The sequence below is a fragment of the Pseudomonas sp. N-1-13 genome (genome assembly GCF_057787095.1).
The window spans coordinates 5,571,791-5,597,637 of sequence record NZ_JBYNRI010000001.1; the positions used below are offsets into that span (position 1 = coordinate 5,571,791).

At 59.8% G+C, this 25,847-nt stretch carries 25 protein-coding genes and 1 tRNA gene; 13 read left to right on the forward strand and 13 right to left on the reverse strand.

Features of this window, described 5'->3' with window-relative positions:
• Positions 1-243: 243 nt before the first annotated feature.
• From AC3I65_RS24985 to AC3I65_RS25000, 4 genes are all read left to right on the forward strand, one after another.
• The gene (locus AC3I65_RS24985; protein WP_488524248.1) at positions 244-1,068 is read left to right on the forward strand and encodes an FkbM family methyltransferase; all 825 of its coding nucleotides are present in this window, start codon (positions 244-246) and stop codon (positions 1,066-1,068) included.
• A gap of 75 nt (positions 1,069-1,143) precedes the next feature.
• Positions 1,144-1,219 (forward strand) — tRNA-Thr (locus tag AC3I65_RS24990).
• A gap of 668 nt (positions 1,220-1,887) precedes the next feature.
• Positions 1,888-2,247: a toxin-antitoxin system TumE family protein gene (locus tag AC3I65_RS24995; protein WP_047226882.1), complete on the forward strand. Its 360-nt coding sequence runs from the start codon at positions 1,888-1,890 to the stop codon at positions 2,245-2,247.
• Positions 2,244-2,594 (forward strand): HVO_A0114 family putative DNA-binding protein, encoded by a 351-nt coding sequence (locus AC3I65_RS25000; RefSeq protein ID WP_047226881.1) that lies wholly within the window; start codon positions 2,244-2,246, stop codon positions 2,592-2,594. Before AC3I65_RS24995 ends, AC3I65_RS25000 begins: the two co-directional genes overlap by 4 nt.
• Before the next feature lie 309 nt (positions 2,595-2,903).
• On the opposite strand, the gene AC3I65_RS25005 is transcribed toward AC3I65_RS25000, so the two are convergent.
• Entirely contained in the window at positions 2,904-3,545 is a 642-nt protein-coding gene (locus AC3I65_RS25005) for a BRCT domain-containing protein (protein WP_047226880.1), read from the reverse strand.
• 519 nt (positions 3,546-4,064) lie between these two features.
• On the opposite strand from AC3I65_RS25005, the gene AC3I65_RS25010 reads away from it, so the two are divergent.
• Entirely contained in the window at positions 4,065-4,343 is a 279-nt protein-coding gene (locus AC3I65_RS25010) for a DUF3077 domain-containing protein (RefSeq protein WP_488524249.1), read from the forward strand.
• A gap of 236 nt (positions 4,344-4,579) precedes the next feature.
• Here the strand turns inward: AC3I65_RS25010 and AC3I65_RS25015 are convergent, their stop codons facing one another.
• Positions 4,580-5,116, reverse strand: a complete 537-nt coding sequence (locus tag AC3I65_RS25015) for a dihydrofolate reductase family protein (RefSeq protein ID WP_488524334.1) — start codon at positions 5,114-5,116, stop codon at positions 4,580-4,582.
• Positions 5,117-5,349: 233 nt separating this feature from the next.
• Here AC3I65_RS25015 and AC3I65_RS25020 point away from each other — a divergent pair, with 233 nt between their 5' ends.
• Positions 5,350-6,957, forward strand: coding sequence for a methyl-accepting chemotaxis protein (locus AC3I65_RS25020; RefSeq protein ID WP_488524250.1), 1,608 nt, complete (start codon positions 5,350-5,352; stop codon positions 6,955-6,957).
• Between the two features lie 144 nt (positions 6,958-7,101).
• Here the strand turns inward: AC3I65_RS25020 and AC3I65_RS25025 are convergent, their stop codons facing one another.
• Positions 7,102-7,779, reverse strand: coding sequence for an RES family NAD+ phosphorylase (locus tag AC3I65_RS25025; RefSeq protein WP_047226876.1), 678 nt, complete (start codon positions 7,777-7,779; stop codon positions 7,102-7,104).
• The gene (locus tag AC3I65_RS25030) at positions 7,779-8,189 is read right to left on the reverse strand and encodes an MbcA/ParS/Xre antitoxin family protein (protein WP_047226875.1); all 411 of its coding nucleotides are present in this window, start codon (positions 8,187-8,189) and stop codon (positions 7,779-7,781) included. The genes AC3I65_RS25025 and AC3I65_RS25030 overlap by 1 nt, the downstream gene beginning before the upstream one ends.
• Positions 8,190-8,543: 354 nt before the next feature.
• Here AC3I65_RS25030 and AC3I65_RS25035 point away from each other — a divergent pair, with 354 nt between their 5' ends.
• Positions 8,544-9,470 carry a LysR family transcriptional regulator gene (locus AC3I65_RS25035; RefSeq protein WP_047226874.1) on the forward strand — a complete coding sequence of 309 codons (927 nt, stop codon included), beginning with the start codon at positions 8,544-8,546 and terminating at the stop codon, positions 9,468-9,470.
• On the opposite strand, the gene AC3I65_RS25040 is transcribed toward AC3I65_RS25035, so the two are convergent.
• The 9 genes from AC3I65_RS25040 to AC3I65_RS25080 all read right to left on the reverse strand — a co-directional run bounded on the left by AC3I65_RS25040 (position 9,387) and on the right by AC3I65_RS25080 (position 19,048).
• Complete coding sequence (locus AC3I65_RS25040; RefSeq protein ID WP_047226873.1) at positions 9,387-9,704, reverse strand: AzlD domain-containing protein; 318 nt, start codon at positions 9,702-9,704, stop codon at positions 9,387-9,389. The genes AC3I65_RS25035 and AC3I65_RS25040 overlap by 84 nt on opposite strands.
• A complete protein-coding gene (locus tag AC3I65_RS25045) occupies positions 9,683-10,396 on the reverse strand; it encodes an AzlC family ABC transporter permease (RefSeq protein WP_047226872.1) in 714 nt (237 codons plus the stop codon). Before AC3I65_RS25045 ends, AC3I65_RS25040 begins: the two co-directional genes overlap by 22 nt.
• Positions 10,393-10,830, reverse strand: coding sequence for a GNAT family N-acetyltransferase (locus AC3I65_RS25050; protein WP_171061302.1), 438 nt, complete (start codon positions 10,828-10,830; stop codon positions 10,393-10,395). Before AC3I65_RS25050 ends, AC3I65_RS25045 begins: the two co-directional genes overlap by 4 nt.
• A 13-nt stretch (positions 10,831-10,843) precedes the next feature.
• On the reverse strand, positions 10,844-11,590 hold the full coding sequence (locus tag AC3I65_RS25055) for a 2OG-Fe dioxygenase family protein (RefSeq protein WP_047226871.1): 747 nt from the start codon (positions 11,588-11,590) through the stop codon (positions 10,844-10,846).
• Positions 11,591-11,823: 233 nt separating this feature from the next.
• On the reverse strand, positions 11,824-13,110 hold the full coding sequence (locus AC3I65_RS25060; protein ID WP_188251767.1) for an OprD family porin: 1,287 nt from the start codon (positions 13,108-13,110) through the stop codon (positions 11,824-11,826).
• 339 nt (positions 13,111-13,449) lie between these two features.
• The gene (locus AC3I65_RS25065; protein WP_047226869.1) at positions 13,450-13,653 is read right to left on the reverse strand and encodes a hypothetical protein; all 204 of its coding nucleotides are present in this window, start codon (positions 13,651-13,653) and stop codon (positions 13,450-13,452) included.
• 245 nt (positions 13,654-13,898) lie between these two features.
• Positions 13,899-15,005: an agmatine deiminase gene (gene aguA, locus AC3I65_RS25070; RefSeq protein ID WP_488524251.1), complete on the reverse strand. Its 1,107-nt coding sequence runs from the start codon at positions 15,003-15,005 to the stop codon at positions 13,899-13,901.
• Between the two features lie 3 nt (positions 15,006-15,008).
• Entirely contained in the window at positions 15,009-15,887 is an 879-nt protein-coding gene (aguB, locus tag AC3I65_RS25075; protein WP_076383287.1) for an N-carbamoylputrescine amidase, read from the reverse strand.
• A gap of 248 nt (positions 15,888-16,135) precedes the next feature.
• Positions 16,136-19,048 (reverse strand): aminotransferase, encoded by a 2,913-nt coding sequence (locus AC3I65_RS25080; RefSeq protein ID WP_076383286.1) that lies wholly within the window; start codon positions 19,046-19,048, stop codon positions 16,136-16,138.
• A gap of 190 nt (positions 19,049-19,238) precedes the next feature.
• Here AC3I65_RS25080 and rfbB point away from each other — a divergent pair, with 190 nt between their 5' ends.
• The 6 genes from rfbB to AC3I65_RS25110 are packed head-to-tail and all read left to right on the forward strand — an operon-like array spanning position 19,239 to position 25,843.
• On the forward strand, positions 19,239-20,321 hold the full coding sequence (rfbB, locus tag AC3I65_RS25085) for a dTDP-glucose 4,6-dehydratase (RefSeq protein ID WP_139048819.1): 1,083 nt from the start codon (positions 19,239-19,241) through the stop codon (positions 20,319-20,321).
• Positions 20,318-21,193: a glucose-1-phosphate thymidylyltransferase RfbA gene (gene rfbA, locus AC3I65_RS25090; RefSeq protein WP_047226864.1), complete on the forward strand. Its 876-nt coding sequence runs from the start codon at positions 20,318-20,320 to the stop codon at positions 21,191-21,193. The genes rfbB and rfbA overlap by 4 nt, the downstream gene beginning before the upstream one ends.
• Complete coding sequence (gene rfbC, locus AC3I65_RS25095; protein WP_047226863.1) at positions 21,190-21,735, forward strand: dTDP-4-dehydrorhamnose 3,5-epimerase; 546 nt, start codon at positions 21,190-21,192, stop codon at positions 21,733-21,735. Before rfbA ends, rfbC begins: the two co-directional genes overlap by 4 nt.
• The gene (gene rfbD / locus AC3I65_RS25100) at positions 21,732-22,613 is read left to right on the forward strand and encodes a dTDP-4-dehydrorhamnose reductase (protein ID WP_047226862.1); all 882 of its coding nucleotides are present in this window, start codon (positions 21,732-21,734) and stop codon (positions 22,611-22,613) included. Before rfbC ends, rfbD begins: the two co-directional genes overlap by 4 nt.
• A gap of 36 nt (positions 22,614-22,649) precedes the next feature.
• Positions 22,650-24,458 (forward strand): sensor histidine kinase, encoded by a 1,809-nt coding sequence (locus AC3I65_RS25105; protein WP_047226961.1) that lies wholly within the window; start codon positions 22,650-22,652, stop codon positions 24,456-24,458.
• Positions 24,455-25,843 (forward strand): sigma-54-dependent transcriptional regulator, encoded by a 1,389-nt coding sequence (locus tag AC3I65_RS25110; RefSeq protein WP_047226861.1) that lies wholly within the window; start codon positions 24,455-24,457, stop codon positions 25,841-25,843. The genes AC3I65_RS25105 and AC3I65_RS25110 overlap by 4 nt, the downstream gene beginning before the upstream one ends.
• Positions 25,844-25,847: the final 4 nt, after the last annotated feature.

Consider the following 25,847-nt stretch of genomic DNA (forward strand, 5'->3'; position numbering starts at 1 on the left):
TTTTTGTTCATATGGATAAAAAACCATTAAAACAGGCATTTGCGAGCAAACGAGAAAGCTGTCACAAAATCGCAAGATGGCAGTCGCCCCACCCCGCCCGTTGTGCATAAGCGTTCAAGCAAAACGACATAACCGCCGAACTCAGTGCTCCCACACGCCAGCAATTGCGCCCATCGCGCCTGTGCAGTACAACAGCCTTTCGTATCGTGATTGACACAATGCCGACACACACAAGGACTGGCCGTGACGTTCATTTCCTACGCACAGAACTTCGAAGACATACGCCTGTGGCGCGCCCTTCAATCGGTGGAAAACGGCTTTTATCTGGACGTAGGCGCCAATCATCCAACAGATGATTCCGTGACCCGGGCGTTCTACGATCACGGCTGGCACGGGATCAACATCGAACCGGTGCAGGCCTACTACGACGCTCTCTGCCAAGAACGGCCAAACGACATCAACCTGCAATGCGTAGCCGGCGAAAACGCCGCCAGCCTGACCTTCTACACCATCGCCGATACGGGCCTGTCCACCGTCGAAGCCAGCGTCGCCCAACAGCACCGCGACGCGGGCATGAAGGTAAGCAAGCAGACCGTCCAGTCCCGCACCCTGACTTCGATCTGCGAGCAATACGCCCAGGACCGCCCCATCCACTTTCTGAAAATCGACGTCGAAGGCCACGAAGAAACCGTGCTGCGCGGCATGGACTTCACCCGCTGGCGCCCCTGGATCATCCTCATCGAAACCCCATGGGCCCGCGACCAGACCTGGGAAACCCTCGTCACCGAAGCCGGCTATCACTCCATCCTGTTCGACGGCCTCAACACCTTTTACCTCGCCGAAGAACACCTGGCGCTCAAACCCGCTTTCGACATCCCCCCGTGCAACCTCGACGGGTTCCAATTCTGCAAAGGCCACAAATTCAGCCACCCCCTGAGCGAACCAGACCAGCAACTCACCGCCGCCCTGCAACGCGCCGAACGGGCCGAAGCCCAACTCCATGCCCTGCAAAACAGCCGTACCTGGCGAACCTTGCAGAAAGTGCGCAACCTCGTGCGCCGCGCCTGAGCCGAGGCCCTGCAAAAATAGTCAGAATTCAGGGGTTTACAGAACGCACCCAATCGCTATAATCGTCGCCCACACGCCGGTATAGCTCAGTTGGTAGAGCAACTGACTTGTAATCAGTAGGTCCCGGGTTCGACTCCTGGTGCCGGCACCATACAAAACGAAGCCCTCGCAGAAATGCGAGGGCTTTGTTGTTTCTGCACGTCCACTTTCTGTCCAGATACTGAACTCTGTGGGAGCGAGCCTGCTCGCGATGAGGCCATCACCGCCACCGACACTCTGCCATACATGCGCAAGCTCGCTCCGTCCGCCCCAGATGCGTTAATCCCAGACACATAATTTCTAGCCCCGCCAGCATGGCGCCACGATTGTCCCCTATCCAATCGACCGCTACCCTCCAACTATCGCTGCCAATTCAGCGACCGGGCGTAGGAAACCCGAAGTAAATCAAGGCGTATCAGCTGCGCCTCGCTTACTATTGCAGGCGCTTTTTTTGTGTCTGCGATATGCGTTATGGCGGCTGTGCGCGGGACACCTTCGGGTGTGCCGGGTGCCTTGATTCTCGGTTTTCCTACCCGTGCATGGCCGCCACCCAATCCCGGACAAATTCGGGGACAGGCCACGATTCCTAGCTGAAATGAATATGCAGACGCCAAATTAAGCGTGATCTGTTCCCGTTTTACCTTCCTGGGGCACCTGCGCTGCCAATGCAGGGATTCCGCAAGGCAGGCTGCGTGGGCAGCCTAGAGGGTTGCGACGAGAGGACTGAGTGAACCTGCTTCCTACCTTGACGTTTTATCAACAGATGATAAGGTTTGTGACATGCAAAGGGACTATGGGCTCGACACATTACTGAGCCTGCACCAAGAAATTTTGGCTCAGGAGGGTGGCTACTGGGCCAAGATTGAGGCCTACCAGGTTGAGCCTTCTGAGCATATCCCGCATGGGATTAAATACTCGCTCACCCTGCATGATCGAGGTGGAACCAGGGTGCTTGGTTATGACAATGCCCACTTGGTGAAGCCCGCCAAGTTCAAATATGCGGGCCAGGTCCTACCCTACGACCATAAGCATCGGTCGAGCACGGATAAGGGCGTGCCCTATGAATTCAAAGACGCTCAGCAGTTGCTACGGGATTTTTTCGCAGACGTTGACCGTGTGTTGGAGCAGGTGAAGAAATGAAAACATTAAAGATTGGCATCATGTCGCAAGCGCAGATGCGTGCCCGTGTATTGGCGATTGCCTGTGGCGAGTACAAGCCCAAGGCAACCGAGCCCAAAATTTGGTTCCCGTCCATGAAGTCGCTGGCCGAGGTGCTGAGTGACGAAAACCGGGCGCTGCTCAAGCTCATCAAAGAAACTCAGCCAGAATCTCTGACCTCGTTGGCCGAGGCTACTGGGCGAAAGGTAAGCAACCTGTCGCGGACGCTAAAAACCATGTCTGGTTACGGGCTGGTTGAAATGAAGCGCGAGAATAATCACGTCAGGCCGATTGCCAAGGCCACGGAATTTCAGATCATCGCGGCCTGAGCTTCCAGGCAGACGCCCCCCGCACGACGGGGGGGGGCCAGGTACCTATTTGAGTACCTTCTTTATATTCTGAACACGCTTGATCCTTTATTTTAAAGGGTTCTGCGCATTGTGTTTTACTCCTGGTGCCGCACCATACAAAAACGAAGCCCTCGCAGAAATGCGAGGGCTTTGTTGTTTCTGCACGTCCACTTTCTGTCCAGACATTGAATTCTGTGGGCGCGAGCCTGCTCGCGATGAGGCCATCACCGACACTTAGCTGGCCAGGTTGGGAGCTGTCCGTCCTGAAGCACCACGACCGAAGCAACCTCAACCAAACAAAACCTTTAGCCAATGATCCTCACCCACAATGGCGATCGAAGCGCCCGCCTCCCGCAACTCCACTGCCTTCATGATCTTCGTTCCGTAGGTACTGTGGCGCCACTGCTCATTACCCACGCTACCGACCACCAGGTAATGCACCTTCTTACTCACACCGCCCCCAATCAAACCACCCCGTTCCTCGACTAACGCCTGGCAATCTTTGCGCGGCCCAAAGGCCATGACCCCCGTAAACACAAACATCCGGCCATCCCAAACCAATTCAGGAGCCGGCGTGTTGAATGGAAGATCCGTAGGCGCAACGGCAACAGCACCGCCGGCCGTTGGCCTCTCTATGTCCAATCCAGAAAAACCATGCAGGATATTAAGCAGCTCAAGAGACTCATCCGGGTCCAGAACATCGTCCTGAAGCATGCACGCCAAACGCGAATACAGCAGATTAATCACTGGATCGTTCAGGTGCGCCAGATTGCTTTCCAACCATTGCTTCAGGAACACCGCTTCAGTGGTATTCACCACACCATCTGCAGCAATCCCGGCAGCCAGCCCGACCAATGCGTCAGCAGCGCGTCGATCAATACGGGCACGGTGGAAGAATTTACTGTTTTCGAATTCGTTGTGTAGGTCCATTACGAGCTTTCCTTGAAGAGTGTTGGCTCGGCGCTAAGCGTGATCGTTTACGGCAACGCCAGTAAAGCTAGCACTCTGCCATACATGCGCAAGCTCGCTCCGTCCGCCCCAGATGCGTTAATCCCAGACACACAATTCCTAGCCCCGCCAGCATGGCGCCACGATTGTCCCCTATCCAATCGACCGCTACCCTCCAACTGTCGCTGCCAATTCAGCGACCGGGCCTGAGAACCCGAGTAAGATGCAGGCGCTACAGCGCCCTACCACGTTTTGCGGCGCTTTTTTATGTCCGTATTTCGTGCAATGGCGGCTGTGCGTGGGAGACCTTCGGGTCTGCCGGGTTCCTGTATCTCCGGTTTCTCAGCCTGCGCACAGCTGCCACCCATTCGCCTGAGAACGAACGTGGCAGCTCTCACTTGATATGGGAGCTCTATCGATGTATGCCATGGATTTGCCGCTTTTTTGTACGTGCGCTTCACCAACCGCTACTTGCCGCCGACTGACAACCGGAGGCGTACAATGACCCACCCCAGAGACCTCAAAACCCCAGGCCTAACCCCCTTCTCCTACCACTCCGACCGCCCCCTCTTCCGCATCAACAGCGGCATTCCCATCGGCGAAGCCTTATCCCACGCCTCCGACCTGCTCCACGTTGCCAAGCTCTTGGCCGAGGACGCGGCGATGATTCGCAGCACGGATCGGTACGCCTGGGCGTCGTGTTATTTGCAGGATATGAGCAAAGCCGTCATCGATGACGTGGTGAAGGTGCTGGAGGCGCCGGGGAGTCATTCTGCTTGAGAGCCGCGGGGGCAATGCTGCTCCGAGGGGGCAGCATTGAATTTTATTTGCAGGAGCGGATTAAAGAAGGGCAGCTTCGCAGCCCAGCGGGAGCAAGCTCCCTCGCCACGGGGGCTACGGACAGAGCACGATTACCGGCTGCAATGAGTAGGCGGACACTAAATCAACCATGGTCTGTCCCCCGTTTTCCTACGAGAACGCTCTGGCGCTGCGGGCCTAATACCCACGCAAGCGCATCATGTCGCCAAGCGATAGGTAGACTGCACCAACCCCGAAGCAAACCAGCGGCTGGATACCAGTTTCAGATCTACGTCCCGCTCAAGAGCCCCGAACAATGGCCTTCCGGAGCCGATCAGCACAGGTACAGTGGTAATCACCATGTCGGTGATTAATCCATCGCGCAGGAATGACTGCACCACCTGTCCGCCATCGACATAGACCCGACGTACGCCTTGTCTCGTCAGTTCCTCCATCACGTCCTTGGGCGCGAGGCTAGAGAACCGGAGCTTGCCCTTCAGCGCTTCGGGCACTGGCGCATTCAACAGGCTTTTAGACAGCACCACCACGGGGCGCTCGTAGAACCAGGTGTCGAAGGACCGGACCTTCTCATAGGTTCCGCGCCCCATCACGATCACGTCCTTGTCAGCGATGAAGTCTGAGTAGCCATGGTCCTCGGTTTGATCATCGCGCTGTAAAAGCCAGTCGATGTCACCGTCGGGCCTGGCGATGAAGCCATCCAGGCTGGTGGCGATAAAAACATGTGCAGTGGCCATCAGGATCTCCTTATTCATACGGGGTATTTCGATGCCCGGCGTCGAGAAACACCTGCTGGCATTGATCATCCATTGTGCAATCGCTCCCATCGCTTGTCTTCGGGCCCGCAGGTCGTTGGCGTTATCGGCAAGCGGGCGTGAGCGCCCGAAGCAATCAAAGCGAACCTCCGAGCGCTCCGCCGGCCCTCAACTACACTTGCCCTGAAATCCCGCCCCCTCTGGAGTAGTAGGCGATGAAGATCAGGACCAAGATCATAGGCTCGGGGTTGATCAGCCTTTTCTTTGCCCTCGTGCTCGGCGGTATCGGGTTGTGGGGCTATATCAGCATGACCAGCGCCCTGGCGCGTAGCGAGACCAGTATTTCGGCCATGCGCAAGCACATGGAGGCGGACATGATGCACGACGCCATTCGTGGCGATGTGTTGGCCGCTTTGCTGGTGGCGCCGGGGGATGCCGCGGGAGCCAAGGAGGTGAGGGAGGCGTTCGATGAGCATGCGCAACGGATGCGCCAGGTCATCGCCGAGAATGCCGAGGCCCAGTTGCCGCAAGCGATCGCTCAGGCTATTACCGAGCTGAAGCCGCAAGTGGAAACCTATATTGCATCGGCTCAGCAGGTGATCGCTAAGGCGTTGGAGGGTGCCCAGGATGGCCGGGCGCTGCGGACGGAGTTCGACGGGGCGTTTTCGGCGCTGGAGGAGCGTAACGAGGCGGTGAGTGAGTTGATCGAGAGCCAGGCCCATGCCACCCGCGAGCAACAGGACCACAGCATTCAAACGTCGGAGCGCTGGCTGGTTTTCACATTGCTGGCCACCTGCGTGGCGTTGGCGCTGTTGTCCTGGAGCCTGCTCAAGGCGGTGCTTACGCCGCTGAACAAGATCATCCTCAATACCCAGGCTATTTCCCAAGGGGATTTGCAGCGCTCGATGGGGGCTCAAAGCAAGGATGAGCTGGGTCAGTTGCAGGGTGTGATCGAGCAGATGCAGATCAACCTGCGGCAAATGATCGCCACGATCCGCAGCCAGAGTGACGAGTTGCATGGCACGTCGCGCGTATTGGGCGATACGGCGCGGCAGATTGTGTCCAGCGCCGATCAGCAGGCTCAGAGCGCCACCAGCATGGCGGCGAGCATGGAGCAGATGATGGCGAACATCAGCCAGATCCATCAGCACGCCGACAGCGCCCGGACGATTTCAGCGCAGTCCGAACAACTGGCCAGCAGCGGCGGGCAAGTGATTCTTGGGGTGGTAGAGGGCATGAGCCGGATCGCCGAGGTGGTCAATCAGTCGTCCAGCAAGATCACCGCGCTGGATGCGTCGTCCGAAGACATTCATTCCATCATTCAGGTGATCAAGAGCATCGCCGAGCAAACCAACCTGCTGGCCCTCAACGCCGCCATCGAAGCCGCCCGCGCCGGTGAGGCGGGGCGCGGCTTTGCGGTGGTGGCCGATGAGGTGCGTAACCTGGCTGCGCGCACCACCCAGTCCACTCAGGAAATCACCGCAATGATCGAGCGCATCCAGACCAGCGCCCGGGATGCGGTGGCGAACATGCAGGCTTGCGTCAGCCGCGTGGACGAAGGCGTCTCACTGGCCCAGCAGGCCGGGGTGTCCATCAGCGAAATCCGCACCGGCGCCCGGCATGCGGCAGAAGTGGTGGAGGAAATTTCCCAGACCATTGCCGAACAATCGAAGGCCAGCGATGAAATGGCTCAGAGGGTGGAGTCGATTGCCGCGCAGTCCCGCGAGAACACCCGCTCGATTCACAACCTGACGCAAACAGCGGATCAATTGAACGATGCGGCGGGGTCGATGCAGTCTTCGGTGCAGCAGTTCAAGATTTGATCAATCGGCCGGACCCACTTTTGTGGCGAGGCCGCTTGCTCTCGCTCGGCTGTGTAGCAGCCCGTGCTTTCAATACTCGCGAATTATTGAAAATTTTGGCTGGGCAATAATTATTGCCCAGCCAAAACACCCTAAAGACCTGACTCACACCTCGCTCACCTCAAACACAAACGAAATCTCCCGCTTCTGGGCGCTCCAGACGTACCGGATATGCTTGCCCTGCACCGGAATCGAAACCGCCGGTGGACGAAACGCCGCCACGCATTCGTGGCCGGGCAGGCGGACGCTGTTGTACAGCAAGCCCCAGGACAAGGTTTCACGCAGTTGCCGGGCGAACACCTGGGACGGACCGTAGGCGGTGGGGTCCGGGTCGTGCAGGTGCGGGTAGTCCTGGCGGATGTCGTGCAGCGGCTTGATGACCTTGTTGACGTAAGTGCGCATGGTCAATTCCAGATCCGGCTCGTTGGTCGCTCCGAGGAATCGCGCCTGGTGGTAGCAGGTCTCGGCAATGGCCGCTTCCTGGCTGCTGGCGGCGTAGTAGACACCGAAGGTGCCGTCACTGAAGCGGCTGCTTTTGCCGATATGGGTAAACGCGGCCATCACCGGCGAGGAGCCGGGCCCGGAAATGCGGTCCTCGGGGCGTACCCGGGACAGCACCCCGGCTTCTTCCATGAGCCGGTCGTTGGTCAGTGCTTCCAGGGCATACGCGGTGGGCAGGTCCTCGGGATCGAGCACGTCTTCGAACAGCGCAATCGGCGGGAAGCTGCTGTTGACGATCCGGTAGGCACGCTTCCATTGCGGGTCCGCCAGTGGTGGCGTCATCAACCGCGCACTCCGTCGAGGTAACGCCGCACATCGGCAATGTCTACCACCCGCCCGGCAAGCATGTAGGCCAGTGCCGACTGGCCGTTGAAGGGCGCAGCGGTATTAGGGCTGTTGACCCACTGGTAAGCGCGGTCCCGGCTGTTGCTGAAGATGATGCTCAGCGCCTTGTGAATACCCATGAGGTAGGAAATGCGCTCCAGTGTGTCGTGAGGCAGCCTGACGTTTTCCGGTAATTGCTTGTACTTATAGAAAGTCGTGTTGCCTACCTTGCCCAGCAATGTGCGCTGCTGCTCGACACTGCAGCCCCACAACGCCATAAGATTGAAGAAAAACTTCAACGCGACCCGACCCGCGTCCGGGGAGTCCAATTGTTGCTGCGCGTTGAGGGTGATGGAGGAGGTTGCCATAAAATTTGGGCTCCATTGCTAGGGGGTGACACCTAGAGAGTAGTACAAATACGGATAAATTATTATTTTTTATTCGCAAGCGGATTTTTACCACCCTCTGCCTGAACCATTCAGCGAGCTGTGTGCAGGAATTTTCCTTGCTCCAGCCACTTACGGACTCGCTGACCGCCCCGATTACCGTTGATCAGGCAAAAAACCCAAATCCCGCATAAGCTCCAACCATCGTCTGCCGGAGCTTTTCGCCACAAAACCGCGACAACCGTGGCAAGGTACATGATGATAGCCGGCATGCACTGCCTGACCGGGCCAGGTGCACAACAATAGCGAGCCCACTTAAGCAGAGGGCATTACCTCATGGATAGCAGAACCTTACGCAACCTCATGCGCATCGTGCAGACCGGCTCCTTGTCGGCGGCGGCGGAACATTCGTGCCTCACGGTGCAGGCATTGGCGGCACAGTTGAACAAAGTTGAGGAGCAGTTCGGCTTCCGGTTGTTCCGGCGGTCGAACAAGGGCCTGACGTTGACGAGCCAAGGCTCGGAACTGACGCCGTTCATGGATCAGGTGCTGGTTGCCACGCGGCAGTTGGAAGAGAAGGTCGCGGCGCTGAAGACGCCTCGGCAGCGCACGCTGAGAGTGGCGCTCAATACCACGCTGCCGGCGGAGTTCAACCGGCGGATGATCGATCGGCTGATCGCCGTGTTTCCTCAGTATCAGTTGGAGTTCAGCTACGCCGAGTCGATGGAGAACCTGAGCAAGCTCAAGAACGAAGATTTTGACCTGGCGATCCTGATCGGTCCGCAGCAGAGCGGCTTTTCCAGCATCACAATGCCGGACGTCCAGGTGCAGGTGGTCGGCGCCCATTGTGGCGAAGAGGACGACTCCCTCGGTTTGCTCGGCGATAAGTTTCAGGTGCGTCCGGCCGAGGAATGTCCGTATTCCCACAGTTTCCTTCGCTTCCTGGATGCCGGCCTGGGCGAGTACGGCTCCAGTCAGCGGATGGTGTATTCCTGCAGTGAAACGCTGACATTGTCGTTGATTACCCAACTCGATGGCCTGGGGCTGGTGTCCCGGGAAGCGGCGCTGCGTAACGACCTGACGATTTTCCCGGACTTCGAGGATTTCCTCGAGGTCCGCCTGGCGGTGAATAATCCAGAGTTGTCCGGCCAGGCGCTGCACGATGTTGTGGACCTGACGCTAAAGGAACGAACCGAGCGCGATGTACGCCGCCGTGCCCACCGCCACACTGAGAAACAGGTTGCGGCTGAAATACGCACATAACAGCGTCGGAATCGCGGCATAGAATTCCGGGCGGTCGAGTTGTATCTGCTGATCCTTGATCAACAACGGGGTGAGGCTGATGGCAGCGACGATCGCCACCGGCAGGTATTCCAGGGCGCGGGCGACGAACGGTGGCCAGTTTTCAGTATTGACCTGCAGCGGCAGGGCCCGTGGCAGAAAGGTCACCGCCATCATCAGGGCCACGACCAGGATCAGGAACGTTTGGTCAGGCATACGCCCACCCCGCAGCCAACGAACGTGGCAATGAAGACATTGAACGGCGAGCTGCCCAGCAGGCTCAGCCCGCCCATGCAGACGACCGCCGCCAGGGCAGCGATCAGTTTGTTACGGGTATTGCACAGCGAAACCAGCACGTAGAGCATCATCGCGGTCAAGGCGTAGTCGAGCTGGTATTTGATCAGGTGCGCTGCGTATTGCGCACACACCGCTCCCAACAGGCCACCCAGCACCCAGGAGGTGTGGCAAAAGAGGTTGAAGCCGATCAGGTAACGCACGCTGACCGGCGCACCGGTGCCGAGCTTGACGCTGTGGAAAGCGAATGACTCGTCCGTGAGCCCCGCCGCGTAGCACCAGCGCTCGAAACGACTGAGCCCCAGCGCACGCAATGCCTTGGCCATGTAGACCGACATCAGCATGTGTCGCGCGTTGATCAGGAAGGTGGTGAGCACGATAGTGGTCAGCGATGCTCCACTGGAAATCAACGCCAGCGCCGCAAATTGCGAAGCGCCCGCGTAAACGAACAGGCACATCGCCACCGGCAGCCACAAGGGCAACCCGGCGTTGACCGCCATCAGACCGAACACAAACGAAACCGTAAAATAACCCGCTACCACCGGACTGGCTTCAGCAAAGGTACGCGAGGCTTGTGGTTCGACCACCAGCGGCTGGCTGGAAGTCTTGCTCATAGATCCCTCTCGAAAGTGATTTCACCCCGAGGCTCACAAAAGCCTTGGGCTGCCCAAAACCGCTTGCCGGCCAGATTAGCATCGTCGACGAACAGGAACATGCGCAGTACGCCGACCCGTTTCATGTCGGCCGATGCAGCCTCCACCAGACGCTGGCCCAAGCCTCGGGTTCTATGCCCCGGGCTGACGGCCAGGTGATTGATGGTGCCACGGGTGCCGAGCATGCCGCCAATCACCGCCCCCACCACTTCACCGCTGACATCGACGGCCAGGTACGCGGTGGTGGTGTCCTGCAACAATACCCCGCGCAAGAATCGGGCATCCTGCCACTCGCAGAACGACACTTCGTCGAAACCGCGAAAAAACTGCTCCAGTCGTTCGGCGTCCCTGACCATTGCCCGGCGCAACAGAACCTGTTGCTCCAGATCGTCCATGGGTTCGAGCTGTTCAGCGAACAATGTCGAAAGCGGTCCCGGGCCGCGAGAAGGAAATCGCCAGGATCTGCCTGAAAGCCATTTCATGGCTGTGGACGTTCCGGGCCGGGGTGACGTAATGGCGCATGTCGCGGTCGAGGAAGAACGTGGTGTCGAGAATGTCCTCGTAGGTAATCGCTGCCAGTTGTTCTTCCTGGGCGGTGTACAGACGACTCTCTGCGCCGGCCACATTATGACGGCCCCAGAAGTGCACGCCGCTGAACGGATACCCATCGCAATGGATCCCTTCAGGGGTGATTTCCAGTTGCTTGCCCGGCTTGATCTCGATACGGATCTGGTGGATCTGGCACTGCCAGATTTCCTCGTGCAGCTCCTGAGGAAGGACGTTCTTGTACACCTCAAAGTCCGTGTCGATCAGACTGCGCATCACCGGTGAGTTGATCACTTCGTTGGAAAAGTCCTGGAAGTGCCGCTCCAGTCCACCGACATAGCTGTTGTTGGCCTTGGACTGAATGTAGGCCCGATGCTCGAGCTGCGTAAGGTCGCGGGTCCTGGGGTTGTATTCGAAGTCGCTATAGCGGCGAAAACGCATGCCTGACTCGGCCTGGCCGTAGTAGCTGTCGGGCTCCATGTTTTCCCAGCTCTTGGTCAGCCGGACAAAGTCGCCGAAATGACCGTAGAGATTGAAGTCTCCACCGCGGACGTTGACGTATTTGTCACGCCTCAGCGCTTCGCCTACTTCCCTGTTCAGAACGATCATTTTTCATAGGTCTCCACTGCATTGAGCAGCCTAATCTAGTAGGTACAGGATTTACGTCCATGAGAAAGTATTTGAGGCATTTCAAGCCATGCTTGAAACGGTGGACAATGTTTCATTAGTACGACTTTTTCTCGGGAAAACAGACTGTTCCAACGTTTTTTTTGCCGTCCAAAGAAAAAACCCCGAGTTTGCGCTCGGGGTTTTTCATCAGACGCTTGTAACGTGATCAGGCATCAGAAGACGCTGATCGGATAATCCACGAACACCCGCAGCTCATTGCCGCTGACGTTGTACTCGCTGGATTTCTGCGAAACACGCAGGAAGGAACTGCGCAACCGCACGCTCAGGTCTTTGGCGGGACCGTTCTGGACTACGTACTTGAACTGGTTGAAGATCTCGCGCTCGGTGCCACCTTCGCTGGTGGAGGTGGTGATGTTATCGCCACGCACATAAGCCACGTTATACGTCAGACCGGGAATCCCGAACGTGGTGAAATCCAGGCCATAACCCAGTTGCCAGCTGCGCTCGTCTTCAGCATTGAAGTCGGACCAGTAGGAGTTGGCCAGGTAGATCGTATTGCCGCCGTCCCCTACACGATTCTGCCCACGCTGATAACCGCCATAGGCGTAGCCCAGGTTGCTGTCACCAGTGCTGCGCTGGTGAGCGAGGGTGAAACTGTGCGGGCCGGTGGCGAAGGTGGCGGCCAGGCTCCAGATCTTGTTGTCGTCGCCGGTGACGTTGTTTTCGCGAACATAGCTGTTGTCCAGCTTGGTGCGATAGCCGTTGAAGTCCAGGGTCAGGGATTGATCCTTGGCCAGCGGGAATACGTAGTTGGCGTTCACGTACTGCTTCTTCAACACGTCCTCGACATCCGAGGCGTAGAGCGAAGCCTTGAACTGCTCGGTGAACTGATAGCTGCCGCCCAATACGTTGATCGACTTCAGGCCACCGCTGTCACGACCCTCGGCGCTCTTGCGCGACTCGGCGGTGAAACGTCCAGCGTTCAGCTCCAGGCCCTTGATCTCTTTGGAGGTGATCAGCGTGCCGGTGTAGCTTTCCGGCAGCAGGCGCGAGTTGTCGTAGCTCAGCACCGGCAACGCCGGCATCTGGTCACCGTAGGCCAACACGGTATTGGAAACACGGAATTTGACCGCCGCACCAAACTTGGACAGGTCATCGGCCGCGTTGCCGCTGTCGCCTTGCTTGAAGAAGTCGATGCCGCCCGCACCGCTGCGACCTTTGCCGCCATCCAGACGCAGCGCGTACAGTCCGAAGGCGTCCACCCCTACACCGACAGTGCCTTGGGTAAAGCCGGACGAGAACGTTCCGATGGCGGCCTGCCCCCATTCGGCTTTGTCTTCATTACCGTTTTTGTAGTCGCGATTGATATAGGCGTTGCGTAACAGCACGTTCAGGCTGCTGTCCTCAACGAACCCCTTGGACTCAGCCTGGTCGCTGGCCATGGCATATGTCGTGTTTAAAATCCCCAGTGCGATCAGAGCAATGCGCTTGTTCAACATGATTATTTTCCTTATACGGGTTGATACGCACTGCGACGGCAGCCGAAACGGCGCTTTTGCGCTCTTTTTCGGACTCTTGCTCCTGAAAATAATGAAAAGGCCCGCCCACGAATGATCGTGGCGGGCCTTTTTATTATTTAAGAGTCATGGCTGTTAGCCACAGGCGTGGACGAATCCTAGTCCCGCCTTCAATGATGTGTCAATTTCGTGAATCGTCTGTAATCAGGCGAAAAACTTCTAAAAACAACCTTCAAATGGGCTCAGTGTTCAACACAGAACCATCAGCCACAAAAAAAGCGCTGCCATCCTGGCCAGCGCCTTTTCTCAATCCGTCGAATTCTATCCTTGCATCACGTCCCACAGTGCTTCCAGCTCAGCCTCGCTGAACAGGCCATCCGGGTAGCGTTCCATGATCATCCGACGCGGATCGGGTTCTCTGGTCTGACGCGTTCCGTTGGACTTCAACCACTGTGCCAAAGCTTTAAGCGACTCACCATTGACAACGGCCAAGGGATGGTATGTGCGCTCGCTTATCATATTCATTCCAGCGCCCTCTCCTGGTTGATGAGCGGCCAATTTATCCAAGGTTTATGACAAAACAACTCAGCTCCGCTCCCCAGAACTGCCGGGATACAGATACAAGAGCTATGCCAATGTGCCTGCACTGCCGATCTGCAGACATAAAAAAGCCCGCATCCCCAATCAGGCCGCGGGCCAAAGCAAAATGGATCCAAAAAGCCCGGCGCAGAGCTGCCGCCAGCGCTATTACCTGGCTGTTACATCACCACTCATTTTGTGCGCGGCGCAGGCTGTTGTTGGGTAAGGCAGTGGATGTTTCCGCCCCCCAGTAACAGTTCGCGCCCCGGCACCATGACCACTTCGAGCTCTGGAAAAAGCCCTTGCAGAAGCGCCTTCGCCGGGCCATCCAGTGGATCGTCGAAACTCGGTGCGATGATGCCGCCGTTGACGATCAGGAAATTCACGTAGGAACCGGCCAACCGCACGGTCGGATTGCGCTCCTGGGAACCCTGCACCGCGTCCACGCCGGCGCATTCCTCTTCAGTGGCATACAACGGCCCCGGAATTGGCATTTTGTGCACTGTGAACGGGCGTCCCTTGGCGTCAGTGCTGTTTTGCAGGACGTCCATCGCGGCGTGGCAGCGGGCGTAGTTCGGGTCCTGCGGGTCATCGGTCCAGGCCAGCAATACTTCGCCAGGGCGCACGTAGCAGCAGAAGTTATCCACATGCCCGTCGGTTTCGTCGTTGAACAGGCCGTCCGGCAGCCAAATGATCTTGTCCACAGCCAACTGCGCGCTGAGCACCGCCTCGATGTCTTCGCGGCTCAAGTGCGGGTTGCGATTGCGGTTGAGCAGGCATTCCTCGGTGGTGATCAGGGTGCCCTCGCCATCGACGTGGATTGAGCCGCCCTCAAGCACGAAGCCTTCGGTGCGGTAACGCGGGCTACGTTCGATCTCGAGAATCTTGCTGGCCACTTGCGAATCCCGGTTCCACGGCGCATACAGGCCACCGTCAAACCCACCCCAGGCGTTGAAATCCCAGTCGACGCCGCGCACTTCGCCACTGTCATTGATGACAAACGTCGGGCCGGTGTCCCGGACCCAGGCATCGTCGCTGGACATTTCTACCACGCGGATATTCGGCACATCGAGATGCGCCCGGGCATTTTCGTATTGGTTCGCGGACACCGCCACGGTTACCGGTTCGAAGCGGGCGATGGCTTTGGCGACCGCCACATGAGCGGCCTGCGCGGGCTTGCCGCCCAGGCGCCAGTTGTCAGGGCGCTCGGGCCAGACCATCCAGACCTGGGTCTGGGGTGCCCACTCGGCAGGCATGTGGAAACCATCCGCGCGGGGAGTGCTGTTCAACGTTGTCATAAATCAGGACTCCAGTGAGCCATCGAGAGTTTTGATCGAGCCGTACAGGTCCGCACGACGATCACGGAAAGTGCCCCAGGCACTGCGAATGTGTTCCAGCTCGTCCAGGTCAAAGCTGTGCACCAGCACGCCTTCTTCGGTTTCGTTCAATTCCTGGACCTTTTCACCGAACTGATTGGCGATGAACGAGGAGCCGTAGAACGTGATGTCGTAGCCATCCTGCTCTTCGTTGCCGATGCGGTTGCTGGCCACCAGCGGCATTACGTTCGCGCCGGCATGGCCTTGTTGCACGCGCTGCCAGTGATCGCGGGACGAAATGCTTTTGTCGTGCGGCTCGCTGCCAATGGCGGTCGGGTAAAACAGGATTTCCGCACCTTGCAGCGCCATGCTGCGGGCGCACTCGGGAAACCACTGGTCCCAGCAGATGCCCACGCCGATCCTGGCGTAGCGGGTATTCCAGACCTTGAAACCGGTATCGCCAGGGTTGAAATAGTACTTCTCATGGTAGCCAGGACCGTCCGGGATGTGACTCTTGCGGTATACCCCCAGGTTACGGCCGTCGGCATCAATGATCGCAATACTGTTGAAACGCGCACGACCGGCCCGTTCAAAAAAGCTGATGGGCAAGACGACCTGAAGCTCCCTGGCAACTTTCTGAAAATGCCTGATGGCGACGTTATCTTCGACCGGAGTCGCCAATTGCAGGTAGTCCGGGTTGGGCTTCTGGCAAAAGTACGGCGTCTCGAACAACTCCTGGAGCAAGATGATCTGCGCCCCTTTGGCGGCGGCCTCGCGAACCTGCTGTTCAGCGATCTCGATATTGGCCTCCAGATCCCAGGAACAGGCCATCTGGGTGGCGGCAACGGTGACGATACGACTCATGAAGGGAGCTCCAGAGCATGTGTGGTGCCGACTTTATAACCGATAAAAATCGACTTTAGAAGCGATACAGATTTAAAACCACACGCCAGTCGCAAAAAATACCGACAAAAATCGAACTATCAACCACGCAAAACCTTGTGGGAGCGAGCCTGCTCGCAATGCGATCCCCCATCTGACATCGCTGCAGACGGGTTCACCACTATCGCGAGCAAGCCCGCTCCCACAGGGAAAGCGTTTGCCTCAGTTAGTCAAAGCCCCTCGTCCAACACCTTCGCCAACATATCGACAAAGAAATCCACGCTCTGGCGGGTGGTGACCATCGGCGGTTTGATCTTGAGGATGTTCAGGTAGTCGCCGGTCGGTTGCATGAAAATACCCAGCTCCCGCAGGCGATTGCACAGCGCCGTGGTTTCTTCGGTGGCCGGCTCGAGGGTGTCGCGGTTGCGGATCAGTTCCACGCCCAGGTAAAAACCGGAGCCATGCACCGCACCGACCAACGGATATCGGTCGATCAAAGCTTGCAGGCGGGCCTTGAAATGCCCACCCACTGCCCGGGCGTTTTCCCACAGTTTTTCTTCTTCCATGACGTCCAGCACGGCCATGCCGATCTGGCAACTGACCGGGCTGCCGCCGGCTGACGAGAAAAAATACCCTTCTGCTTCCAGCGCCTCGGCGATTTCCCGGCGGGTGATGACCGCTCCCAGCGGCTGGCCGTTACCCATGCCCTTGGCCATGGTGATGATGTCCGGTACTACATCCTGTTCTTCGAAGCCCCAGAAAAATTCTCCCATGCGCCCGTAGCCGACTTGCACTTCGTCAGCGATGCAGACGCCGCCGCGCTCGCGCACCAGCGCGTAGACCTGCTTCAGATACCCCGGCGGCAGTGCGATCCCGCCAGCATTGCCGTACACCGGTTCGCAGATGAAGCCGGCGAGCTGGCGCTTGTGTTCGGCGATTTTTGCCAGGTTGTGCTCGACGCTGCGCAGGTAGTCCGGCGCGCTGTTGGGGCCGCGGAATTCACCGCGATAAGTGTTTGGCGCGGTCACCGGATGCACCCAATCCGGGCGACTGCTCAGGGCCTGAGGGTTGTCGGCAATGGACGTCGAGACCGCATCGGCCGCTACCGACCAGCCGTGATAGGCCTCCAGCACACTGAGCATGTCCCGGCCGCCGCTGTAGGCCCAGGCCAGGCGGATCGCCAGGTCGTTGGCCTCGGTGCCACTGTTGACCAGAAATACCCGATCCATGCCGGGCGGCGCCAGCGCCAGCAAGCGCTCGGAAAATTCGGCAATCGCGGCATAGTGAAAGCGGGAGTTGGTGTTGAGCAGCGACCACTGCCGGGCGGCCACCGCCGCCATGCGCGGATGCCCGTGCCCCAGTACCGCGACGTTGTTGAGCATGTCCAGGTAGGAGCGGCCCTGCATGTCGATCAGGTGATTGCGCCAGCCGCGCTCAATGCGCGGCGGATCAACGTAATAGTGCTTCTGCGAACGGGCAAAGCTCGCATCGCGACGGGCCAGCAACTGCTGGGGGTCGATCTCTGGCTCGGCATCACAGGCCAGTCCCAGCAGCACCGCTGGTGAGGGGCAGAGCGCCTGCCAGGCCGGCGCCCTGGATGGCGTGCAGAACAACGGCGGATTGAGCTGAGCGCCACGACACAACTGCACCCGCAACGGTCCATCGACTTCGCCCAAGACCTGGCCCTTGACCAGCGCAGCCCCGGAATGCAGCGGCGATGTCACGCCCCACAGCCGAATGCTCAGTTGCACGCTGTCCAGTTGCAACATGCCGTCGGCAGCCTTGTGCACCACCCCGGCGAACGGCGATTCCAGCGGCGTGCCCCGCGGCACCTGCAATTCTACGTGTAATGGATAAGTATCCGGTTCAACGGCGCTGTCCGGCCGGGTCCGAGACAACCGGTACTGCCCGTAGCGGCTGGCGGCCAACCCATGGACCGCGGCGGCTTCACTCAGCAGACGCTGATCGATCCCCTCCTGCTCCCAGTTACCGGCTTCGAAATGCGGGCTCAGTACACCCAGGTCGATCAGGGCGAACTCGCGGCCCACCAAGGTCGGCAACAGCGGCACAAAGCCTTCACTGGCAACGGGTGGCAGATGGTGGCCCACGGACGTGAGGATCGCCGCTTCCATCAGTTCGAACGGGACCGACTGAGCAATCCGGAAAATCTCCCACTCATGGTCCAGGTTGTCGCGGCTGTATTGATTTTCCGGGTCAATGGATACCTGCTGTTCACCGCTGAGCACCAGCACGGCAGCGCGGGCAACGATCAGCGGCCAAAGCGCCAGCAGCTCCTCATATTGCAGCGGGTTGAGCGCGTTGTAAGCCTTGATCGCCGGCAGGATGAAAAACGGATCGCCGTCGGCATGGTGCAACAAGGCTGCACAGGTCACCGACAGATCGGTAACGCGCCAGGTGCGGATCAGGTCGCCGAAGTCGATGACGCCCTGCAATTGCCATTGGCGCTGGGCATCGCGCTGCCAGACCACGTTGTCATCGGTGATGTCCATGTGGATCGCCTGCACCGGCAGGCTGGCCTTGAGCGGCTGCAAGCGGCGTTCGGCCTGTTGCGCCGCCTCGGCGATCAGGTTGCGTTCTTGATCATCGTCGATGACGGGCAGCAGATGGCCGACCAGTGCATTGGCGTGGCGGGCGTCCCATTGCAGGGTGCGCTCCAGGCCAGGGTGATCGAACGTGGCCAGCGCCAGGTCGATTTGTGCGCACAAGCGCCCCAGCCCCGTGACCAGTTCAGGTCCCCAATGGTTAAGCTGGGTGAGCGACTGGCCGTCGATGTACTCCAGCAGTCGTACATGAACCGCTTGCCCTGCGAGCTCCAGGGTCAACAGATCCTGGCCATTATTGGCGGCGATCACCCGCGGCACTTTTACCGCGCCGTGCTCGGCCAGGTGCTTGAGGGCGGCATGCTGGGCCTGGAGTTCCTGGACGGCATAGTCACCATGGCAAATCTTCAGCACAAACCGTCCGCGCTCGCTGTCGACGCGATAGTTGAGGTCCTGCTGGCTGCCCAAGGGTCGCAGGTCACCGCTGAGTCCGTAATTCGAGCGCAGCAGCACCAGCGCCTGTTCGGCACTGATCTGTGGGCTTGGCAAACTGGCACGGTGAACCAACGTAGCGAGTGGCATACAACGACCCCTGAGGTGGTTTTATCGGATGTCTATCTCGCCATTGAGTCGGGGGATAAGCAACCCCTTTGCCGCAGGTGAATTGCCAAGCGCGTGAGCGTGCCCGGAAATATCCTGCTTGCACCGCCCTCGCCATGCCGACAAGCTATGCTCCAATGCTTTGTTGTTCCACGGAAAAAGGCTTGATCGGATGCGCATTCTCATCACTGGCGGTGCCGGTTTTATCGGCTCGGCGCTTATACGGCACTTGATCCTGGATACCGGACATCAGGTCCTGAACCTCGACAAGCTGACCTATGCCGGCAATCTCGAATCGCTGAGCAGCATCGAGCACGACAACCGCTACGAGTTCGTCCAGGCCGATATCGTCGATCAACCGACGGTCAGCGCGATACTGGCAAGGTTCAAACCTGAGGCCATCATGCATCTGGCGGCCGAGTCCCACGTCGACCGCTCCATCGACGGCCCGGCGGACTTCATCCAGACCAATATCGTGGGCACCTACAGCCTGCTGGAAGCCACCCGCGCCTATTGGCAGACCCTGGCCGAGCCGCAGAAGCGCGCGTTTCGTTTCCATCACATTTCCACCGACGAAGTGTATGGCGACCTGCACGGCGTGGATGATTTGTTCACCGAAACCACCGCCTACGCCCCCAGCTCGCCGTACTCGGCGAGCAAGGCGGCTTCCGACCATCTGGTACGCGCCTGGCAACGCACTTACGGCTTGCCCGTGCTGCTGACCAACTGCTCCAACAACTATGGGCCGTTTCACTTTCCCGAGAAGCTGATTCCGCTGGTGATCCTCAATGCCCTGGCCGGCAAGCCGTTGCCGGTATACGGCGACGGCCAACAAGTGCGCGACTGGCTGTACGTCGAAGACCATGCCCGGGCGCTGCTCAAGGTCGTGACCGAAGGTGCCGTGGGCGAGACCTACAACATCGGCGGCCACAATGAACAGAAGAACATCGACGTGGTGCGCGGCATCTGCGCCCTGCTCGAAGAACTGGCGCCCCACAAGCCCGACGGCGTGGAGCACTATGCCGACCTGATCACCTTCGTCAAAGACCGCCCCGGTCACGACCTGCGCTACGCCATCGATGCCGGCAAGATCGAGCGTGAACTGGGCTGGACGCCCCGGGAAACCTTCGAGACCGGCCTGCGTAAAACCGTGCAGTGGTACCTCGAAAACCTGCTGTGGTGCCGACGTGTCCAGGACGGTAGCTATCAGGGCGAGCGCCTGGGCTCGCTCGACAACAAGGATGCGATTGCATGATGAAAGGCATTGTTCTGGCCGGCGGCTCCGGCACCCGACTGCACCCGATTACCCTTGGGGTTTCCAAGCAGTTACTACCGGTTTACGACAAGCCGATGATCTATTACCCGATTTCGGTGCTGATGCTCGCCGGCATCAAGGACATCCTGGTGATTTCCACCCCTCAGGACTTGCCGCAATACCGCAATCTGTTGGGCGACGGCAGTCAGTTTGGCGTGCAATTTCACTACGCCGAGCAGCCATCGCCCGATGGCCTGGCCCAGGCGTTTCTGATCGGCGAGCAATTTATCGGCAACGATCCGGTGTGCCTGATCCTGGGCGACAACATTTTTCACGGGCAGCATTTCGGCGAACAACTGCAGACGGCCGCCACCCGGCAGACGGGCGCGACGGTATTCGGTTACTGGGTCAAAGACCCTGAGCGTTTTGGCGTGATCGATTTCGATGCTCAAGGGCGGGCCATTTCCATTGAAGAAAAACCTACCGCGCCCAAATCCAGCTACGCGGTAACCGGCCTGTATTTCTACGATAACGACGTGATCCAGATCGCCAAGACCATCAAACCCTCCAAACGAGGCGAACTGGAAATCACCGACGTCAACAACGCCTACCTGCACCGCGGCGACCTGCACGTCGAGCGTTTCGGCCGTGGTTTCGCCTGGCTGGACACCGGCACCCACGACAGCCTGCTGGAGGCTTCGCAATATGTGCAAACCATCGAGCACCGCCAAGGTTTGAAAGTCGCTTGCCTGGAAGAAATTGCCTACCAACAGGGCTGGGTCAGCCGCGAGCACATCCTTGAGCGCGCCCAGTACTTTGGCAAGACCGGCTACGGCCAATACCTGTTCCAGATCGCTGGAGAGACACGTTGAACGTCATCGCCACCCGCCTGCCTGAAGTCCTGATCATCGAACCGAAGGTTTTCGGTGATGATCGCGGCTTTTTCTACGAGAGTTTCAACGCTCGGGCGTTCGCCGAGGCCACCGGCTGCGCGTTGCAGTTCGTCCAGGATAACCACTCGCGCTCGGCCAGGGGCGTGTTGCGCGGCCTGCATTATCAGATCGAACAGGCCCAGGGAAAACTGGTGCGGGTCATTGCCGGGGAAGTGCTCGACGTGGCGGTGGACATTCGCCGCAGTTCGGCCACTTTCGGGCAATGGGTGGGCGTACGCCTGTCAGCGCAGAACCATCGGCAACTGTGGGTCCCGCCAGGCTTCGCCCATGGCTTCGTCGTGCTCAGCGATTGCGCTGATTTCCTCTACAAGACCACCGACTACTACGCGCCCTCGGCCGAGCGCTGCATTCGCTGGGACGACCCGGACCTGGCCATCGACTGGGAACTGGAGAGTGCGCCGATCCTCTCACCCAAGGACCAGGCCGGCAAGGCTCTGCACGAGGCCGACCTGTTCCCATGAGTACCTCCTTGCGCATCCTGATCATCGGCCAGAACGGCCAGGTCTCCCGAGCACTCCAGTCGCGCCTGGCCGGCATGGCTGAGTTGATCGTGCGCGGCAGCGACCAACTCGACCTGGCGCGCCCCGATCACCTTCGTTCGCCCATCACTGCCCTGCGGCCTGACCTGATCATCAACGCCGCCGCCCACACCGCCGTCGACCAGGCCGAGAGCGAACCGGAACGGGCCTTCGCCATCAATGCCACGGCGCCGGGCGTCCTGGCTCAAGTGGCGGTCGAGTTGGGTGTCCCGCTGATCCACTACTCCACCGATTACGTCTTCGATGGTCGCAAGCCTGAGCCCTACACCGAGACCGACCCGCCCAACCCGCTGAGTGTCTACGGGCGCAGCAAGCTGGCCGGCGAGGACGCCATTCGCCACGTCGCCGGGCAGCACCTGATTTTGCGCACCAGTTGGGTGTACTCCAACGAAGGCCGCAACTTCCTGTTGACCATGCAACGCCTGCTGCAGGAAAAATCGCACCTGCGGGTGGTGGACGATCAGATCGGCGCACCGACCTGGGCCGGGACTATCGCCGACAGCACCGCCCACTTGATTGAACGTTGGCAGGCCGGCCGGTGCGGCGCCTGGGGGACTTACCACCTGACGGCGCAGGGTGAAACGTCCTGGTTCGGCTTTGCCCAGGCCATCGGCGAGCACCTGATCGAGCAGCACAAACCCTGCGCGGTGCTTGAGCCCATCCCCTCCAGTGCTTACCCGACCCCGGCCCCACGCCCGCTGAACTCGCGTCTGGATTGCACACGCCTGCTTCAGCAATGGGGTGTAAGTCAGCCAGACTGGCAAAGCGCGCTGCACCAGTGCCTTGCCGCCGGACACTAGGCATAATGCGCCTGTCCCCACAGGCGCCTGATGCTCATGAATTCCACTCTTCCCCGCAGACCCCGCTGGCGCAGCCTGGCCTTGCTTGCGCTGTGCCTGGCGCCGTTGCTGTGGCCGCTGGAACATCTGGCCGAGCGTTACTACCGCAGTGAACTGGCTGGGCAGAACCGCCAGACCCTCGATCTCTACGTCGCCAACCTGTTGGGCACCCTGCATCGCTATGAAGTGCTGCCACAGATTCTCGGTGAGCTGCCGGCCCTGCGCGCCACTTTACTGGCACCGGACGACGGCATCATCCAGGGCAATGCCAATCGACTGCTGAAAAACATCAGCGCCCAGACTGGCGCAGAAGTCATGTACCTGATGGACCCCACCGGCAAGACCCTCGCGGCATCGAACTGGGATAAACACGACAGTTTCGTCGGACGCAATTTTGCCTTCCGGCCGTATTACATCGAGGCGATGGCCGGGCGGCTGGGACGCTTCTTCGGCTTGGGCACCACCTCGGCCAAGCGCGGCTACTTCTTCGCCGCTGCCGTGCGCGACCGGGAAAAAGTGATCGGCGTACTGGTGGTCAAGGTGGATCTGGACCACACCGAAAGCCTCTGGGGCAAAACCCCCGAACAACTGCTGGTGACCGACCACAACGGCGTGGTGATCCTCACTTCGCGACAAGAATGGCGATTTCGCGCGACCCGCCCCTTAAGTGACGAGGAGCGCCAGTCCATCAGCGCCGTACAGCCCTACCCGACCCGCGACCCCAAGCCGCTGAATCTGGATGCGAACGCCTGGCTGATCCAGACCCAGTCCATTGAGGAGACCCGCTGGAGCGTGAGCATTCTCGCCCCGCGTACCCTGATCGACCGTCCGGTGCGCACCGTGGTGGTCATCGGCGGTGCGGCCTTGCTGGTCCTGATGCTGTTGCTCGGGTTGATGATGCAGCGCCGGCGGCATTACCTGGACCGCATCGCCTTCGAAGGCAAGGCCCGTCAGGAGCTGGAAGGCCGGGTAGCCGAGCGCACCAGTGACCTGGAAGGCCTGAACCGGCGACTCAAGCAAGAGGTGCTGGAACGCGAGCAGGCCCAGCAGGAACTGGTCCGCGCCCAGGATGACCTGGTGCAAGCCGGCAAGCTGTCAGCCCTGGGCACCATGTCGGCCAGCATCAGCCACGAACTCAACCAGCCGCTGGCGGCGATCCGCAGCTATGCCGAAAACGCCGAAATATTGCTCGATCACCAGCGTACCGAGGACGCCCGAGGCAACCTCAAGCTGATCAGTGAGCTGACCGCTCGCATGGCCTCGATCATTGCCCACTTGCGCGCCTTCGCCCGCCGCGACCGTCACGCCCCGGAAAGTGTCGCCCTGCAACCGGCGCTGGACGATGCCCTGGCACTGCTCGCCAAGCGCCGGCGCAGCATGGAAGTGGAACTGATCCGCGACCTGCCGGCCGCCACTTTGTGGGTCGAGGCCGGGGAAACGCGCTTGCGCCAGGTGCTCGGCAACCTGCTGGCCAACGCTCTCGACGCCCTGACTGAAAAAGGCCCGCCGCGCAAACTCTGGCTCAGTGCCGAAGCCACCGAAACCGGCGTCAACCTGTACATCCGCGATAACGGCCCGGGGTTTTGCATGGAAGCCCTTGGTCGCGCGGGCGAGCCCTTCTACACCACCAAGACCCGCACCCAGGGCCTTGGCCTGGGGCTGGCGATTTGCGACACCCTGATGCGCGCCTTCGGCGGTGAACTGTCGTTCGCCAATCACAAGGAAGGCGGCGCCCTGATTACCCTGAAGTTGCGCGCTGGCGCGCCCGGTGTGAGCCTGCAACCGTCCGAGGACCGTAGCGTATGACCATCGATAACCGGATTGAGGTGGTGTTGATCGACGACGATCCCCACTTGCGTCAGGCCTTGAGCCAGACCCTCGACCTGGCCGGCCTGAAGGTCCTGTCCCTGGCCGAGGCCAAAGGCGTGGCCGGGCAACTGTCTCGCGACTGGCCGGGTGTGGTGGTCAGTGACATTCGCATGCCGGGCATCGACGGCCTTGAGTTGCTGAGCGAACTCCATGCCCAGGACCCGGAGCTGCCGGTGTTGCTGATCACCGGCCATGGCGACGTGCCGCTGGCAGTCCAGGCCATGCGCGCCGGAGCCTATGACTTCCTTGAGAAACCTTTCCCCAGCGATCACCTGCTCGACAGCGTGCGCCGGGCCCTGGCCTTGCGGCGCCTGGTACTGGACAACCGCAGCCTGCGCCTGGCCCTGAGCGACCGCCATGAACTCAGCGCCCGGCTCGTCGGCCAATCGCCCTCGATACTGCGCCTGCGCGAGCAGATCGGTGCGTTAGCGGCGACCCGCGCCGATGTGCTGATCCTCGGAGAAACCGGGGCCGGCAAGGAGGTAGTCGCCCGAGCCCTGCACGATCTGTCGGGCCGGCGCAACGGCCCGTTCGTCGCGATCAACGCCGGAGCCCTGGCCGAGTCGGTGGTGGAGAGCGAGCTGTTCGGTCATGAGCCCGGCGCTTTCACCGGCGCGCAGAAGCGCCGCATCGGCAAGTTCGAGTTCGCCAACGGCGGTACGCTGTTTCTCGATGAAATCGAAAGCATGAGCCTGGACGTTCAGGTCAAACTGCTGCGGCTGCTGCAAGAGCGGGTAGTGGAACGACTGGGGGGCAATCAACAGATCCCGCTGGACATCCGCGTCATCGCCGCCACCAAGGAAGACCTGCGTCAGGCCGCTGATCAGGGTCGTTTTCGCGCCGACCTGTATTACCGCCTGAACGTCGCGCCGTTGCGTATCCCCCCGCTGCGTGAACGCGGTGAGGATGCCCTGATGCTGTTCCAGCATTTCGCCGACGAAGCCAGCGCCCGTCACGGCCTGCCGCCCCACGAGTTGCAACCGGCCCAACGGGCATTGCTGCTGCGCCATAGCTGGCCGGGCAACGTGCGAGAATTGCAGAACGCCGCCGAGCGTTTTGCCCTGGGTCTGGAACTGGCCCTGGACAACAGCGCGCCCGACGGTAGCCCCGGTGCCCCGGTCGAAGTGATCAGCGGCGGCTTGAGCGAGCAGGTGGAGAACTTCGAGAAAACCCTGATCGCCGCCGAACTGGCCCGCCCTCACAGCTCGGTGCGCAGCCTCGCCGAAGCCCTGGGCATTCCGCGCAAGACCTTGCACGACAAGTTACGCAAGCATGGGCTGAACTTCGGCGATAGCCAGGGCCATGCCGATGAGTCCGATTGAGTCT